This is a genomic window from Pseudomonas sp. PS01298 (genome assembly GCF_029959745.1).
In the GTDB taxonomy this organism is placed as follows: Bacteria; Pseudomonadota; Gammaproteobacteria; order Pseudomonadales; family Pseudomonadaceae; genus Aquipseudomonas; species Aquipseudomonas aylmerensis.
The window spans coordinates 21724-38557 of the sequence record NZ_JASCPP010000032.1; the positions used below are offsets into that span (position 1 = coordinate 21724).

General features: G+C 63.5%; 11 protein-coding genes. All 11 read right to left on the reverse strand.

Annotation, left to right across the window (positions count from 1 at the left end):
* Positions 1–7: 7 nt before the first annotated feature.
* The gene (locus QMX97_RS13730; protein WP_282397074.1) at positions 8–2452 is read right to left on the reverse strand and encodes a TonB-dependent receptor; all 2445 of its coding nucleotides are present in this window, start codon (positions 2450–2452) and stop codon (positions 8–10) included.
* A gap of 6 nt (positions 2453–2458) precedes the next feature.
* A complete protein-coding gene (locus tag QMX97_RS13735) occupies positions 2459–3415 on the reverse strand; it encodes an ABC transporter substrate-binding protein (protein WP_282397075.1) in 957 nt (318 codons plus the stop codon).
* Positions 3416–3425: 10 nt separating this feature from the next.
* Positions 3426–4259 carry a class II aldolase/adducin family protein gene (locus QMX97_RS13740; protein WP_282397076.1) on the reverse strand — a complete coding sequence of 278 codons (834 nt, stop codon included), beginning with the start codon at positions 4257–4259 and terminating at the stop codon, positions 3426–3428.
* A gap of 1169 nt (positions 4260–5428) precedes the next feature.
* Positions 5429–6790, reverse strand: a complete 1362-nt coding sequence (locus QMX97_RS13745; RefSeq protein ID WP_282397077.1) for an LLM class flavin-dependent oxidoreductase — start codon at positions 6788–6790, stop codon at positions 5429–5431.
* A 20-nt stretch (positions 6791–6810) separates the two neighbouring features.
* On the reverse strand, positions 6811–7245 hold the full coding sequence (locus tag QMX97_RS13750; RefSeq protein ID WP_106803223.1) for a RidA family protein: 435 nt from the start codon (positions 7243–7245) through the stop codon (positions 6811–6813).
* An 11-nt stretch (positions 7246–7256) separates the two neighbouring features.
* Positions 7257–8840, reverse strand: a complete 1584-nt coding sequence (locus tag QMX97_RS13755) for an FAD-dependent oxidoreductase (protein ID WP_065903546.1) — start codon at positions 8838–8840, stop codon at positions 7257–7259.
* 12 nt (positions 8841–8852) lie between these two features.
* Positions 8853–9776: an ABC transporter substrate-binding protein gene (locus QMX97_RS13760; protein WP_065903548.1), complete on the reverse strand. Its 924-nt coding sequence runs from the start codon at positions 9774–9776 to the stop codon at positions 8853–8855.
* A gap of 18 nt (positions 9777–9794) precedes the next feature.
* Entirely contained in the window at positions 9795–10568 is a 774-nt protein-coding gene (locus QMX97_RS13765) for an amino acid ABC transporter ATP-binding protein (RefSeq protein WP_065903551.1), read from the reverse strand.
* Positions 10561–11532 carry an amino acid ABC transporter permease gene (locus tag QMX97_RS13770; protein ID WP_065903553.1) on the reverse strand — a complete coding sequence of 324 codons (972 nt, stop codon included), beginning with the start codon at positions 11530–11532 and terminating at the stop codon, positions 10561–10563. The genes QMX97_RS13765 and QMX97_RS13770 overlap by 8 nt, the downstream gene beginning before the upstream one ends.
* A 16-nt stretch (positions 11533–11548) precedes the next feature.
* Complete coding sequence (locus QMX97_RS13775; RefSeq protein ID WP_065903555.1) at positions 11549–13942, reverse strand: TonB-dependent receptor; 2394 nt, start codon at positions 13940–13942, stop codon at positions 11549–11551.
* Between the two features lie 765 nt (positions 13943–14707).
* Complete coding sequence (gene gspD / locus QMX97_RS13780; protein ID WP_282397078.1) at positions 14708–16831, reverse strand: type II secretion system secretin GspD; 2124 nt, start codon at positions 16829–16831, stop codon at positions 14708–14710.
* Positions 16832–16834: the final 3 nt, after the last annotated feature.

Consider the following 16834-nt stretch of genomic DNA (forward strand, 5'->3'; position numbering starts at 1 on the left):
GTCCTCATCAGAAGGTGTAGGTCGCGCGGGTGTACCAGAACGCACCGTAGGGATCGAACGGCGAGATGCTGCCGAACTTGGGGAACCCGTTGATATCGCCTTGGGGGAACGCGTTGTTGTCGGCCTTGACGTTGAGCAGGTTGTTGGCGCCCACCGCCAGGTTCAGGTCCTTGGTGAGGTTGTAGGCCACCTCCAGGTCGGTGAGCCACTTGGCGCCGTAGGTCACGTCATAGGCCGGGTTGGTGTCGCGGGCGATGACCTTGTCGTAGCGAGTCAGGCCGGCGTTGATGTCAAACTTGTCGACCTTCCAGTTGGCGCTGAGGATCAGCTTGGTCTTGGGGTTGGCCACGGTCAGGTATCCCTGGGCAACGCGGTCGAACAGCGCCAGGTTGCTGCCGACGGCGGTGAGTGCGGCGGGCGTCGACTTAATGCTGTCGATCGTGGTCTTGTTGTAGTTGGCCGCCACGCCATATTTGACGGTGCCGAGGGCGCCGTAATCGACGCGGTAGTCGGTGACCAGGTCGATGCCGCGCGTGGTGGTGTCGGCGGCGTTGGTGAAGTACTTGACCCGGTAGCCAGGGCGGAAGCCGTTGGCCTGCAGAATCTGGTCGACGCCGCTGCCGTAGAGGAAACCCGTCTGGGCGATGCGGTCGCTGATCTCGATCTGATAGGCGTCCACAGTGATATTCGCCTCGGGCACCGGCTTGTAGGCGAAGCCGAGGCTGATATTGCGCGACTTCTCCGGCTTCAGATCCTCTGCGCCAAGCGCCTGGGCCAGTGGCGAATCGACCCGCACCGACTTGGCCTCGACGAACTGCGCCACGCCATTGACGGTGGTGTATTGGTTGGCGGTCTGCGCATACACCGACTGCGACAGCGACGGCGCGCGAAAACCGTTGCTGAGGGTGCCGCGCAAGGCGAATTCAGGGGTGAAGTCATAACGCAACGAGAGCTTGCCGCTGCTGGTGTTGCCTGAGCTGTCGTCGTAATGCTCGAAGCGCCCGGCCACGCCCACATAGAGTTTCTCGGTGGGGTTGAGGCCCACATCCAGGTAGCTGGCGTAGCTGTTGCGACTGGCCTGGCCTTCGTCATCCGGGGTCAGGGTGATTGCGCCCTGGGCGCCCACCGCGCCGGGTTGCCCGGCCAGCGGACCGCTGGGGTAGACATAGCCGCCGTTGATGTACGACAGCGGGTCGCCCGACTCGGTCTTGTAGCGCTCATGCCGATGCTCGAGGCCGGCCGAGACTTGCAGCGGCTTGCTCAGGCCGATGTCGAAGGCGCGGGTCAGGTCGAGGTTGTTGGTCCACTGGTCAAAATAGTTGGTGTAGGTGGTGAAGTGCGTGGGGCTCGACGGGCCGAGCGAGGCGTTGAGGGTCTCGTCGGCGCCGGCCACGCCCTTGTCGCGGCCAAAGGTCGAACTCAAGTCCCAGTTCCACTCGGCGATCTTGCCCTTGCCGCCGGCCGCGACCTGGTAGTCGGTTTCGCGCAGGGTGTAGAACGGCGCCGTACCGTCGGGGTAAATCGAGGGGATGATGTTGGTGGAGTTGGGCCGCCGGTAGTTCTGCCCGCCCCGCGCGTCGCGCTGGCTGAGGGTCGAGAACGAGTACAGGGTCACGTCGTCCAGGGGCAGTTCGGCGTTGTAGGCGACGTTGATCGCCTTGATTTTCGGCAGGCCGTTTTTCTGCACGTCCTTGTCGTTGGCCTCGCGCGGGTCCGGTGAGCCGTTGGCCTGCGGGTAGTAGAACGCGCCCGTCGCATCGCGGGCACGCACGGCGGTCTGCTGGGACTTGGCGTCCAGCGACAGGTTGAAAAAGCCGTCGTTGGGCAGCGCGAAACCGTTGTTCAGGGTCTGGCGAATCGTGCCGCCGTCGCCCTTGGTGTACTCGCCATAGGAGGTGCTGACCGAGCCACCGTTGTCGTTCTGCTTGAGGATGATGTTGATCACCCCGGCAATCGCGTCCGAGCCGTACTGCGCCGAGGCGCCGTCGCGCAGCACCTCGATATGGTCGATGGCGCTGACCGGGATCATGTCCAGGTCCACCGGGTTGGTGCCGTAGGCCGCCGTGGAGTCGAGGTTGATCACCGCGCTGTTGTGGCGGCGCTTGCCGTTGACCAGCACCAGCACGTTGGAGCCGTTGAGGCCGCGCAGGCTGTAGGGCCGCGCGATGCTGTCGTTGGACGTGCCCGAAGGCCGCTGGGAAAACGACGGCAGGGTTTTCTGCAAGGCGGTCCGCAGGCTGCTGGAACCGGTTTTCTCCAGTTGCTGGGCGCTGATCACATCGATCGGCGACGGACTGCTGGTGACGGTGCGCGCCTCGCTGCCGCGCGAGCCGGTGACGATCACCGTGTCGAGCGTGTCATCGCTGGTGGCGGCGTAGGCTGGCAGCATGGAAAAGCCGGCGAATATCAAGGGAGCGAGTTGCAGGGTGGAACGGTAGGCAATGGGTTTCATGGCAGGTCAACTGTTCAGAATAGGGTTGAAGTCGTCACGCCACAGCGCTCGTGCATCGACGCTCTGGCTGATCAAATGGTTGGCATAAAACAGGTCGGCCACCTGCTGCTGGGAGGCCATGGCGTCGGCATCGATGCCTTGCAGGCGGCCCGGCCGGCTGCGCTGCTGGAGCTGGCGCAGGTACAGGGCACGATCAATGCCGGTCAGCGCTTCACTGCGCTCGGCCCAGCGTTCGGGATAGGCGTTGACCCAGGCCCAGGTGGCTTGCTCACGCCGCAAGAAATCGCCTACCTGGCTGCGGCGTTGAGGGTTGGCCAATACCTGTTGCGTGGTCGCAATCACGTAGTTGCCGGAGTAGTAGCGGCTGACGTCCGCCAGCAGTTCGCCGTCCATCTGGCTGGTGGCTTGCAGCGCGCTGATGCCGCCGGTGGCGATGGCATCCACATGGCCGTTGCGAAACGCGGTGAGCGCGTCCTGCATCGGCAGCGGTACCGCCGTCACATCGGCCAGGGACAGGCCGTTCTGCGCGAGCATGTTCAGCACAAAGTAGTGAGTGTTGGTGGCCCGTACGTAGCTGATGGTCTTGCCCTTGAGGTCCTGGACCGTGCGGATGCCAGCGCCTTTTTTCACCACCAGACTCGTGTCGTTGCGGTCGCCTGCGTACTGGGCCACCAGTGCAATCGGCACCTTGGCGATCGAGGCGAAGATCGGCGGGATCTCGCTCATGAACGCGTAGTCCAGGTGGCCGCTGCTCAGGGCTTCGAGTACCAGGTTGCCGCCGCTGACATCCACCCATTCCACCGGGTACGGCGTGTCGGCCTGGCCGGCGTCAGCCAGAAACGACGCGGCGGTGCCCTTGTAGCGCCACACGCGCAAGGGTTCGGCGGCCTGGGCGCCCAGCAGCGCGCCAGCCGCGAGGGTGCCGCCAGCCAACAGTAATTGCCGACGAGTCAGGGTGTGCATGGCAGGTGCCTCAGTCGAGCAGGTCGGGTTCTTCGGTGCGGATCTGGTCCCACAGCGGCAGGAAGTTGAGCCAGGCGAAGAACTCGTGGCGGGCCTTGTCGATGCCGTCCTCCAAGGCGTCCACCGGCGGCACCAGCGGCTGCCCGGCCGACCGCGCGGCCAGGTGCACGCGGGCGGTGTCTTCGGCGAGGATGAACCGCCAGGCGGCGCTTTCCACCGTCGCGCCGGTGACCCACAGGCCATGGTTCTGCCACACCAGCAGGTTGTTCTCGGCGAAGGTCTCGACGAACGCCTGGCTGACGATGTTGCGGTCCTGCTCCAGCGCGCCACTGGCGGTGCGCAGGGCGTGACGCGGGAAGATCACCTGGTCATTGAGGAAGGCGCCGGACTCGGCGGTGATCGGCTCGAACAGCTGGCCCAACGACGACCAGACGCGGCCATGAAAACCATGAAAGTGCGCAATGCCGACTACGTCCGGGCGCGCCTGTTGCAGGTCGTGGTGCAGTTCCAGGGCGCTGGTATTCAGCAGGCCCTCGCCTTCCACCACCTGGCCATTGCCATCGACGCGCAACAAGTGCGACACGGTGATCTGCGAGAACGGCACGCCCAGCGGGTTGATCCAGTACTGCTCGGGATGGACCGGGTCGCGGGCGGTGAAATGTCCCGCCACGCCTACCTCGAAACCCAGGCGGCCGAACAGGCGGTAGGCGGCGGCCAGGCGTTGCTTGCGGTGCAGGCGCTCTTGCAGCGGGTCGCCATGGGTGGGTACGGCGCCCAGCGCCAGGCGATTATTGTCGTAGGGCAAGGTGTAGATGGTTTGTGGGAACAGTGTGGAATGACTCATACAGGCAACCCCTGATCAGGCAGTTTTTATAGGCGAGCGAATTCGTGGCTCGGCAGGGCCGGCAGTGAAAACGCAAGGACGGTGTGGCGGCGGGAAGTGTGGTCAGGTCGTCATGATCAGGGGGGCCCTCGCAGGTGGGTATCGTCGGTGCTCACCTCCACCATGCGAGGGGTCGGGTCGAGTGTGTTGTCGCTGGGTTGAAAGGTATTCGTCTAAGAAACGTCTGTAAAAGGCTTTGTAGTCATATGCTAATAATCAGCTTTTTTTAATATGCTGGTTGGTGATGATCAGTTAATTGCATTTTTTGGGGTTTTGAGGGATGGGGGGATCGGGGGCATATCCGTTATTTGGGTGATGGTCGACTATGGTTCCGCTCTTACAGCGGGTCACTTTTGGAAAAGCCCCAAAAGTAACCAAAAGGGCTCTTGCCCCAACACTCGGCACCTCGCCTAGGCTCGGTGTGCCCGTAATCCGACATTGATTTGGGGGGCCGCCGCCACGCGCCATCCATGGCGCGGGGCGGCTAAACCGGCATCCCTGCCGGTTTACCCCCCAAATCAATATCGAATTCCGGCCAGCGTGTTTAATGGGGCGCCCAGATCAAGATCAAGATCAAAAGCAAAAGCACGGCGGCCTGGCAGCCGGCCTGAGTGGTTAGATCAAGAGCGGAAATGTGTAGGAGCTGGCTGCCTGCTCCCACAGGAATTGAGGTATGGCTCAGGCCCCCGGGTGTATAGAGATCAAATGTGGGAGCTGGCTTGCCTGCGATGGTCGTTAACGATGACGCGGAAGAATCAGGATGCACGCGGCGCACTCACATTTTTTCGCCGGCAAGCCGGCTCTTACAAAGAGCAAAAAGCGTACCCACGATGCGAAGCGAGCCGCTTTTGATCTTGATCTGAGGCGCCCCATTAAACACGCTGGCCGCACGCAGGTTTGAATCCGTGGGTAACCCGGCAGGACGCCGGGTTAGCCGCACTGGGCCAGGGATGGCCCATTGCGGCGGCCCACGGATTCAAGCCTGCGTGCGGGCACACCGAGCCTAGGCGAGGTGCCGAGTGTTGGGGCAAGAGCCCTTTTGGTTACTTTTGGGGCTCTTTTCCAAAAGTGACCCGCCGTAAGGGCGGAACCGATTGCAGCCATTACCCAACAACGGATCCCCACACACTCTAAGCCCCAACAACCCTCAAAACCTCATCCGTCCCCCCCACCCGCGCCGCCGTGTGGCGATTCACCGGCACCGGCAAGCCCAGGTGCCCACGCAAAGTGTCGTGGCTGTACTCATGGCGAAACAACCCACGCTCACGCAACAGCGGCAACACCTGGTCGGTAAACCGCGCAAAGTCATCCGGCGCGCCCACGTGGATGTTGAAACCATCCACCGCGCCCTCCACAAACCAGCGCTCGATCTCGTCCGCCACGGTCTTCGGCGAGCCGACGAAACTCGAAAACGGCTTGGCAAAACGCAGCGCCGCCTGGCGCAGGGTCAGCTTCTGGTCGCGGGCTACCTGCTTGATATTCTCGGCATGCCCGCGATAGCCGTTGCTGCCCAGGTCGCCCAGTTCCGGAAAAGGTTCGTCGAGCGGGTACTGGCTGAAGTCGTGGTAGTTGAACGGCCGCCCCAGTTGTACCAGCGCCTTGTCCAGGTCCAACTCGCCATTGCGCGCGCGGTCGATGGCCTGGGCCTCTTCGTCGGTGTCGGCAATGATCGGTGAAATGCCCGGCAGGATGGTCACGTGGTCAGGGTTGCGCCCCGCCGCTGCGGTGCGTCGCTTGATGTCGCTGTAGTAGGCCTGGGCGTCCTCGAAGTTACCCACGCCGGCAAAAATCCCCTCGGCATAATTGGCCGCCAGGCTGCGCCCGGACTCGGAGATGCCCGCCTGGAAAATCACCGGCTGACCCTGCGCCGAACGCTGGATATTCAACGGCCCGGTCACCGAGAAAAACTCGCCATGGTGGTCGAGACGATGCTGGCGCTGCGGGTCCAGAAAGACCTTGCTGGCTTTGTCGCGCACGAAGGCGTCGTCCTCGTAGGAATCCCACAGGCCTTGCACCACCTCCAGGTGTTCGGCCGCGCGGCGGTAGCGCTCGGTATGGTCGATATGCTGTTCACGGCCAAAGTTGCCAGCCGCGCCTTCAAGGCCCGTGGTGACCACGTTCCAGCCGGCACGCCCGCCGCTGATCAGGTCCAGCGAGGCGAACTGCCGCGCGACGTTGAAAGGTTCGGTATAGGAGGTGGTCAACGTCGCCACCAGGCCGATCTTCGAGGTCGCTCCGGCGATGGCCGAGAGCAGGGTCAGCGGCTCCAGGCGGTTGAGAAAATGCGGCGCCGAATCCGCGGTGATGTAGGGGCTGTCGACGATGAAGACCAGGTCGAACTTGGCCGCTTCCGCCTGCCGCGCCTGGGCACGGTACCAGTCGATATCGACACTGGCATCGCCTGGGATCTGCGGGTGCAGCCATTCGTTTTGCGCGGTGCCGACGCCGGTGAGGATGGCGCCGAATTTGAGTTGCCGCGGTGCTGTGGACATGGGAGGTCTCCTGGTTGGCATCAAGCGGTGCGGGCAGCGATGGCTTCGACTTCCACCAGTGCACCGGGCAGTGGCAACGCCACCACTTGCAACGCCGTGCGCGCGGGTTTGTGCGGCTGCTCGGGCGTGCCGAAGAACTGCGTATAGCCACGCTGCAAGCCGGCAAAATCGAGCTTGCCGGCCGTCTCTTCGGCGCCGACCAGGAACACGCGCAATTGCACGATATCGCCCAGGTCGAGGTCGTGTTGCTGAAGAATCCTGCGGATCTTGTTGAACACCGACACGGTCTGCACTTCGGTATCGCCATAGGCCGCCGGCGTGCCCGCCTGGGCATTGGCGTCGTGCAGGTCCGGCAAGGTGCCGCTGACGAAGATCAGGCTGGCGGAGGCCGGCACGGTGACGGTCTGCGAGATCGGGAAATCGCCGACGCTGGTACGTTGAATGCTGTCGCTCATGGTGTTGATCCTCAGGAGGCGGCCAGGGCCGCAAGGTGGGTTTGTTGGGTCACGCGCTCGGCCAATTGCGCGACCACATGCCGTGCCGAGTTGGCCGCCGATTCCTGCCAGATGCCCACGCCGCTTTGCACCAGGCCATCGCCGGCGAAGTACACGCGCCCATGCGCCTGTTCGAGCAAGGCACTGGCGTCGGCTGGGAAGTGTTCGCGTTGTAGCCACGGGCCTTCGCTGTAGGGAATCTGTTCCCAGGACACGGCCAGCGGGTTGCGCAGGTGTTTCGAGTAGCCCGGGTGCAACAGCTCCACGGCTTCCTTGGAGGTGGCGTACTGCTTGTCGAACGGCTGGGCGCCAAAGGCAGCGGCGCCCTCCCCGGTCACGTAGCCCGCCACCAGCAGGCCTTCGCGGGTGTTGAGGTCGTTGCTCGGGTACCACAGCAGGCGCGCCGGGTGTTCGATCCAGGACAAGCCGCCGTAGGTGCGATAGTCGGTCTCCCAGAAGCGCGGCGATTGCCAGGCGACTTTGGTGGCCTGGTCGCTGCGGGTGCTGAGCAAGGCGGCCTTGATCGGGTCGCTGAAGTCCGTATCGAGCCTGGCCAGCAGCGGCAGCGGCAGGGTCGAGACCAGGTAATCGGCGCGAACCACCTGTTCACGGCCACTCGGGGTGTCGTGGTAGGTGACAGCCACGCCGTCTTCCAGCTGGCGGATCTGGCGCACCTGCGCGCCCAGTTGCACCTGTCCACGGACCCGCTCGTAGAACGCATCGGTGATGCGGTCCATGCCGCCGACCGGCTGGAACATGGTCGCCGAGAATTCCGGGAACTCGGTGTGCAACAAAGCGCCCCAGAGTTCCGGGTGCAGCAGTTGATCCAGCGCCAGCGGACCACGGCTGGCCGGCAAGGCACCAGGATGTGCGGGCGATTCCAGGTGCCCGGAACGAATCGTGCCCTCGAAAGCCAGCTCCTGGGACAGGTCGCCATACACCTGCAGGAACGCCAGCAACCGCGTGCGTTCTTCACTGCTCAACACATCATCGAGGGCATCGCGCTGCACCGCCTTGGCCAGCAACCCGGACAGGTGCCCGCGCGCATCGTTGATCGCCTGGCCGACGGTGAACGCCGGCTTGCTCACATCCGGCCGCACCTGAGCGCCATGGCTGCTGTTGACCAGCACTTCGAGGGGCACGCCCAGCTCGCTGCAGTAGTCGAGAATCGTGCGGTGCTGGCTGGGGATGCGCGCAGGGCCGGCGTTGAAATACAGGCCCTGATCGAATGCCACAGTCTGTGTGCGACCGTCCTTGTAGTCGACGCGGTCGCCGTTGCGCAGGGTCCAGGTGCGTCCGCCGACCCGCTCACGCGCCTCCAGCACTTGCACACTGAAGCCGGCGCGGGTCAATTCCAGGGCGGTGACCAGCCCGGCAATCCCGGCGCCGAGCACCAGCACGCGGGTGCCCTGCCCCAGGCCTTCCTTGAGTTTCAGCGGTTGCGGGCGGCGGTGGGATGAAGGCCCCAGGCCCAATACCGCGAGCGCATCCTTGACGGCTTTTTCGCCACCGACCGCAGCAATGCTGGACAGCGCTTCACGTCGTGTCAGTCCCATGTCAAATCCTCCTTAATCCGGCAGGCCCGGTGGGTTGATCAGCGACTTGTCGACCCGCTCCACGTCCAGGCCCCAGCGTTGCAGCACCTGCTCGTATTGGCCGCCGGCAATCGCGCCTTCCAGCGCGGTGTGGATCGGCTTGACCAGACCATTGTCCTTGCGCGTGGTCACGGCGATATCCGCCTGCAACGGCCAGCCACCGTTGACGGTGCCGACGCGCTTGATGCCGCCGGTGATCGCGGCGGAATAGGCGTACACCGAGTTCGGCCCGAACAGCGCATCACTGCGCCCGGACTGCACCGCCAGTTGCGCGGCGGCCTGGTCGTCGAAGTACTGCAACAGCGCAGGCTTGCGGCCGGCCTTTTCATTGGCGTCGTTCCAGGCCAGCAGGACTTTTTCCTGGTTGGTGCCGGAGCCGACGATGATCTTCAGCCCCGCAATGTCCTCGGCCTGTTTGATCTCAGTGATCTTGCTGGTGCTCTTCACGTAGAAGCCCAGCACGTCCTGGCGATAGGTGGCGAAGTCAAAGCGCTTCTTGCGCGCCTCGGTCACGGTGACGTTGCTGATCACCGCGTCGTATTTGCCCGAACTGACACCCAGGGGCCAGTCTTCCCAACTGGTCTGCACCACGTTGAGTTGCAGGCCGAGGCTGTCGGCCACCAGTTGCGCGGTATCGGCTTCGCTGCCGATGGTGGTCTTGTCGTCACTGGCAAGCAGCGCCAGGGGCGGCCCGGCGACACCGGACACGGCGACGGTGAACTTGCCCGGCTGGGCGAACTTGAAGCCTGGCGGGATCTGCGCGATCGCCGCTTCATTGCGCGGCACATGGATGCGCACGCGGTCAGGGCTGAGGTCAACCTGTTGCACGGCGAAGGCGCTTTGCGCGGTGCTGACGGCCAGCGCCAGCAGGGCCACGCGGGCTGTGGTGATAAACATGGGCAGTCACTCCTTGAACTAAAGCACCTTGCCGAGAAAGGCCACGGTGCGGGGATGTCGGGGTTGGCGGAAAATTTGTTCGGGCGGGCCTTCTTCAATCAGTTGCCCGTCACAGAGGAACACCACGTGATCGGCCACTTCGCGGGCAAAGCCGATTTCGTGGGTGACGATCACCAGGGTCACGCCCAATTGGGTCAGGCCCTTGATCACGTCGAGCACCTCGCCCACCAGTTCCGGGTCGAGGGCCGAGGTCGGTTCATCGAACAGCAGCACCTTGGGGTCCAGCGCCAGGGCGCGGGCGATGGCGACGCGCTGTTGCTGGCCGCCGGAGAGCTGGCGCGGGTAGGCGTCGACCTTGTCGGCCAGGCCCACCTTGGCCAGCAGTTCACTGGCCTTGGCCTGCGCCTCGGCCTTGCTCCAGCGCTTGTGGGCCAAAGGCGCCTCGGCGATGTTTTCCCAGGCGGTGAGGTGCGGGAACAGATTGAAGTTCTGGAACACGAAACCGACGTCGATACGCCGCTTGAGAATCTCGCGCTCCTTGAGTTCATAGAGCAGGTCACCCTTGCGCCGGTAGCCGACGTATTCACCGTCGATGGTGATGTGCCCGCTGTCGATCTTCTCCAGGTGGTTGATGGTGCGCAGCAAGGTGGATTTGCCCGAGCCCGAAGGCCCGAGAATCACCGTGACCTTGCCTGGATCGATGGTCAGGTCGATGTCCTTGAGCACCTGCTGGTTGCCAAAGCGCTTGCCCACGCCCTGGATCTGGATACGCCCTGCGCGTGCTTCAGCCATGGGTTTTCTCCTTCAGCCAGCCGCGTATGCGTTGCAGCGGCGTGGGCGGCAACACGCGCGCGGTGCCCCGTGCAAAGTGGCGCTCGACGTAGTACTGCGCGCTGGTGAGCACGGTGGTGATGATCAGGTACCAGACGGTCGCGACGATCAGCAGCGGGATCACCGCCTGGGTGCGGTTGTAGATAACCTGCACGGTGTAGAACAGCTCCGGCAGGGCCAGCACGTAGACAATCGAGGTGCCCTTGACCAGGCCGATGATTTCGTTGAAACCCGACGGCAGGATCGAGCGCAGCGCCTGGGGCAGGATGATCCGGAAGATCCGCCGCGAAGCCGGCAGCCCCAGGGCCGCCGCGGCCTCATGCTGGCCGGCGTCGACGCCGATCAGGCCGCCGCGAATGATCTCGGCCGCATAGGCCGCCTGCATCAGGCTCAGGCCGAGCACCGCCACGGTGAATTGGCTGAGCACGTCCACCGTAGACCACTCGGCGAAGACCACGCTGGTGAATGGCACGCCGAGCACGATGTGGTCGTACAGGTAGGCGAAGTTGTAGAGGATGATCAGCACCAGCAGCGCCGGCATCGAGCGGAAAAACCAGATATAGCCCCAGGCCAGGGCCGCTAGCAACGGCGACCCCGACAGCCGCGCCAGCGCCAGCGCGGTGCCGAGGATGATGCTGAACACGGTGCTCAGCAGGGTCAGCAACAGCGTCTGGCCGAGGCCGCGCAGCACCGACGGCGAGAAGAACCACTGCCCGAACACGCCCCACTCCCAGCGTGGGTTGGTGGCCAGGGAGTGCACGATGGCGAGCAGCACCAGCGCGGCAAAGATCGACCCTGCCCAACGCCAGGGGTGCCGGGCCGGCACCACCTGCAAGGCCTTGATCGGCGTGGAGACACGGCTCTGGCGAACCGGCTGGTCGGTGACCTCATCAATCAGGTCATAGGATTTGGCGACGATGGGCATGGTTTATTCCTCGGCCTTAGAAGGCATAGGTCAAGCGGGTGTAGTAGTAGCCACCGGTAAAACCGAAGGGCGAATAGGTGCCGTAGCTGCTGACCATGGTGCTGCTGGGTACGCCTTGTTTCTTGGGGTAGACGTCGAACAGGTTCTTGGCCCCGATGGCCACGTTGAGGTCTTTGGTGAGGTTGTAGCCAAGGTCGAGGTCGGTGATCCATTTGGCGCTGTAGACCCGGTCGAGGCTGCGGTCATCGGAGACGTTGACCTCCTTGTAGGAGCCGTAGCGGGTCAGGGCCAGGTTGAGGTTGAAGCGGTCGATGCTCCAGTCGCCGCCCAGGATCAGCTTGGTGCTGGGCTGCACACCGGTGATCAGGTTGCGCGCCTGGCGGTCCATCAGGTCATAGGCGGTGCCCAGGATCGTGGTCGACTCCTTGTAGTTGAGGATCTTGGTCTGGTTCCAGTTGAACGCCGCCGTCCACTTCAGCGCGCCGTATTGGCCCAGGTCCTGGCTGTAGTTGCCGACCAGGTCCAGACCTTTGGTGCGGGTGTCGGCACCGTTGATGAAGTACTGCCCGCCGGACGTGGAGGTGATGCCGTTGCCTTGCAGTACCTGGGTGATTTCCGGGCCCAGCAAGGTGCCGGTGAGGGTGATGCGGTCACGCAGGTTGATCACGTAGGCGTCGGCGGTGAAGTTCAGGCGATCGGTGGGCGTCAGGGTGAAACCGAGGCTGAAGTTGGTCGAGCGCTCGGGCTTGAGTTCCTCGGCACCGAGGGCCTTGGCCGCCGCCGAACCGACCGGCAGCACGCCGTAGTTGATCGACTGGTACACCCCGTTCACCACGCCGTACGTGGTCGAGCGCGCACTGAACAGGCTGTTGGCCAGGGACGGTGCACGGAAGCCATTGCTCACGGTGGCGCGCACGGCGAACTGCGGGGTGAAGTCATAGCGGGTGGTCAGCTTGCCGCTGCGGGTCGCACCCACGCCCTGGTTGTAGTGTTCGTAGCGAAAGGCAGTGCCCACGTACCAGTCCGGCACGGGGTTGAAGCCGACGTCGACATAGCTGGCCAGGCTGTTGCGCGAGGCGCTGCTTTCTTCATCCGGCGAAATGCCGTTGGTGACCTGCGCCCCGGACGATGCACAGTTGCCCGGCGCCACGCAGTAGCCGCCGTTGGCGTAGGACGCGTAATCACCGGCCTGGACCTCATAGGTGTCACGTCGATGCTCGAAGCCGTAACTCAGGTCCAGGGGCTTTTGCAGGCCGATGTCGAAGCCGCGCTTGAAGTCGAGGTTGGTGGTGAGTTCGGTGGAAATCCAGGTGCCGGAGGTGAAGTGGTTCGGCGTGGCCTCGCCCAGCGACGGGTTCTGGTTATGCGTGGTGCCCTGCTCTGCGTCGTTGCGCCCGTAAGTGGTGGATAAGTCCCAGTCCCACTCGCCGACCGTGCCTTTGCCACCCAACGCGGCCTGGAAATCGTCCTCGTCGATAAACCAGGTCGGCGTGTATCCGCCAGGGTAACCGTTGGGTCCGGTGGTAATGGTGTTGGTGATGGTCGGCAGGCGGAAGTTCTGGCCCTGCTCGGCCTTGCGTCGCGAATAGGTGGTGAAGGAGTAGAGGCTGAAGCTGTCGTCGATCGGCAACTCGGCGTTGTAGCCCAGGGTCAGCAGGTTGGTCTTGGGGGTGCCGTAGCCGCCGTAGGTGGAGCGCCCGGCCTGCTCATAGGCCTGGGCGTAGGTGTAGCCGTTGGCGCTGGCCTTGTTGTCATCGTTCTGGCTGCGTGCATCCAGCGCCAGTTGCACGATGCCGCCGTTGCCGATTTCAAAGCCCTTGTTGAGGCTTTGCTGCACGGTCTGCTTCTTGCCGTCATAACCCTGGCCGACATTGGTCACCGAGGTGCCGCTGGTGTCGGCCTTGAGGATCACGTTGATCACCCCGGCGATGGCATCCGAGCCGTACTGGGCAGCGGCGCCGTCGCGCAGCACTTCCACATGGTCGATGGCGCTGATGGGGATCAGGTCGAGGTCGGCCGGCGCCGCGCCGGTGTTGATGCCGTTGATATTCAAGGTCGCGGCCGTGTGGCGGCGCTTGCCATTGACCAGCACCAGCACTTCGGCGGCGCTCATGCCGCGCAGGTTGGGTGCGCGGGCAATGCCGCTGGCGTCCCAGCCGGTCTTTTCCGGCAGGGTCAGCGACGGGATCACTGCGCTCAGGGCTTCCATCAGACCGGGCTTGCCGGTGCTCTGCAATTGCTTGGCGCTGACCACATCGATCGGCACCGGGCTGCTGGTGACCGTGCGCTGTTCGGCGCCACGATTACCGGTGACCACCACGGTAGACAGGGTGCTGTCGTCCTGGGCCTGGGCCGCAGCGGCCAGGATTGCCAGGGCCACTACGGCGGTCGGTTGTAAAACGTGCTTCATAGCCACTCCAGACTTTCCAAATCGCGAGGTCGGGCAATCACGCGGTCGTGCGCGGTGCTCGATGTTTTTCAAGGGGTGTTGCGGCGATTGGAACTAGGTGTGGGGCAGGTGTGGGGATTGAATTGGCAACATACGTTGAACTCCCTTCCAACGATTCTGCCGCGGGGCGCGTGACCCGGTTGTGGCGGGCAGAATCTGAATTACGCTGGGTACCATCCGAGGTCAGGGGTAGGCTGTTGGATTCAACATAAAGGAATGGATATCAAAAATATAATGCTATTTGGGCATAAGCTAATATTCTCTAAATTCATTATTTGTGAATTGTTTTATTCTTGTTGGTAATGTCTTTTTGAGATTATGTTTGGTGCGGGGTGAGGGTGCATATCCGTTATCTGGGTAACGGCGGCTATGGGTTCCGCCCTTACGGCGGCTCACTTTTGAAAAGCGCAAAAGTAAGCAAAACGCTCTTGCCCAACCACTCGGCCCCTCGCCTAGGCTCGGTGTGCCCGAAAACAGGCAGCCCGAAGCGGGCCGCCGCGACGGGGCGTCCCTGCCCCGTCGCGGCTAAACCGGCGTCCTGCCGGTTTACCCGCTCCGTACCACCTGTTTTCGGCCAGCGTGGTTAATGGGGCGCCTGAGGATCAAGATCAAAAACCGGATCAAAAGCAGGATCAAAAGCAGGATCAAAAGCAGGATCAAAAGCAGACCGGTTTTTCTGTGGGAGCTGGCTTGCCAGCACCTACATGTTGACCACACCGATCGGCCTCAAGGCCGCAGCAGCTGCATCTGCTGTCGATAATCATCTGTCACCTGCCGCGCCTGGCCATTGCTGGTGATCACCTTTGGCGTGATCAACACTATCAACTCGGTGCGATCCTTGGACTTGCTGGTATTGCCGAACAACCACCGCAACCCGGGGATTTTCCCCAGGTACGGCACCGCGCTGACGCTCTCGGCGTTGTCCTGCTTGATCAACCCACCGAGCAATACCGTCTGCCCGCTCTGCACCGCGACCTGGGTCGACACCGAGCGCGTGGAGATGCGCGGGTTCACCGGCGTGTCGCTGTTGGAACCCGGGTTCTCGGCGTCGCTGACCTGCTGTTGAATATCCATATACACCAGGCCACCCGGATTGATGCGCGGCACCACATCCAGGATCACCCCGGTCTGTACATATTCGACGCTGCTCAAGGTGGTGTCCGCATCACCGGTGTTCACCGTGGTCTGGCTGATGGGAATGTTGTCGCCGACCTGGATCTGCGCCGGCTGGTTGTTCATCACCACCAGCGACGGCGCCGACAGCACCTGGGTGCGACCGTTGGTTTCCAGGGCGTGCAGGGCCACTTGCAGGTTGGAACTGACGAAGGAGTAGAACAGCGAATCCGTCGCGCCCAGCCCTGCCCCGCCGCCGCCCAGGGCGCCTTGGCTGCCCGACGCATTCGCCACTGTGGTGCTGGCGGAATTGCCCGCCAGGCGCCCCAGGTACCACTGCACGCCGAGGTCCAGCTCGCCGGTGAGCTTAACCTCGAGGATGCGGGTCTCGATCTGCACTTGCAGCGGTGGGTTGTCGAGGCGCTTGATCGCGGCTTCGATCTCTTTCCACTGTGCCGGGCGGGTGCGCACCAGCAGTTGGTTACTGCTTTGTTGTGCAGTGATGCGGGTGCCGGCCTCGAGGCTTTTATCCGGCGCGGCGGGTGGCGTTTCCTCGGTGGCTTCGGGCTCATCGGCAGGCGGTGGCGGAGTGTTCTGCAAGCCGCCGCCGCTGCTGTTGAGCGATGACAGGGTGGTGGTGCGCAGGCCCGGTGCGACTCTGGCCGGGGTGTCGTCCTTGATCGCGCCATTGCCGTAGATCTGCCGCAAGTATTTGGCCAGGTCGGAGGCTTTCATGTTGCGCACATCGTAGACGTACATCTGCGGCTCGTTGCCGCCGCCTTCATCGATGGTGCGGATCCAGTCGCCCACTTCGCTGAGGTACTGCGGCTGTGAAGAGATCGCCACCACCGAGTTGGTGCGCTCGATCGGCAAAAACCGCAGCATGCCGGCCAGGGGCATGCCGCTGTCCGGGCCGAACAGGCTCTGCAGCTCGGGCATCAGCTCGGCCACCGAAGCACGTTGCAGGCCGAATACGCCCACCGACATGCCCTTGAGCCAGTCCACGTCGAAGGTGTCGATGGTGTCCTGGTAATTGGCCAGTTCATCCGGGGTGCCCGCCAGGCTCAGCACGTTGCGCGCCGGGTCCACCAGCAAGAATGCGTTCTCCCGGGCGAACGGCTTGAGCAGTTTCTGCATCTCGGTCGCCGAGATATACCGCAACGCAAACAGCCGCGCCGACAAGCCGCTGGACGGCTTGGCCACCGGCATTTGCGGCACCAGCTTGCCCGCCACGGCCTGGTTGGCCGGCAGGATCACGTAGCGCTGGCCCTGGCGGATCATGGCGTTGTCGGTCCACGACAGCAGGGTTTCGAGGATCGACAGCGCCTGCTGTTTGTCCACCGGCTTGGAGGTGGAAAAGCTGACATTGCCCTTCACGCCCTGGGCAATGGTGTAATTCTCATGCAGCAGGTCGCCCATCACGCTGTTGATCACCGCTTCGATGGGCTGGTCCTGGAAGTTGAACACGATATCGCCGCTGCCCTCCTCCTTCCCCTGCGCCGTGGCGGCGGGCTGGCGCACGAACTGCTGGTTGCCGCGAATCAACTGGCGCTGCGGCGGCGCAGGGATGGCCGCTTGCGGGTTTTCGGCCACGGGCGGAGCGCTGGGCGGACGTTGCGAACCGGTGCCTTGCATGGCTTCGTGGAGCAGATCGTCGTCCGGCTCGAGACGATCGGGAAAGGCGCCACAGCCACCCAGGGCAATGGCGGTGGCCAGGCAAAACGTTGAGGTGCGCATATC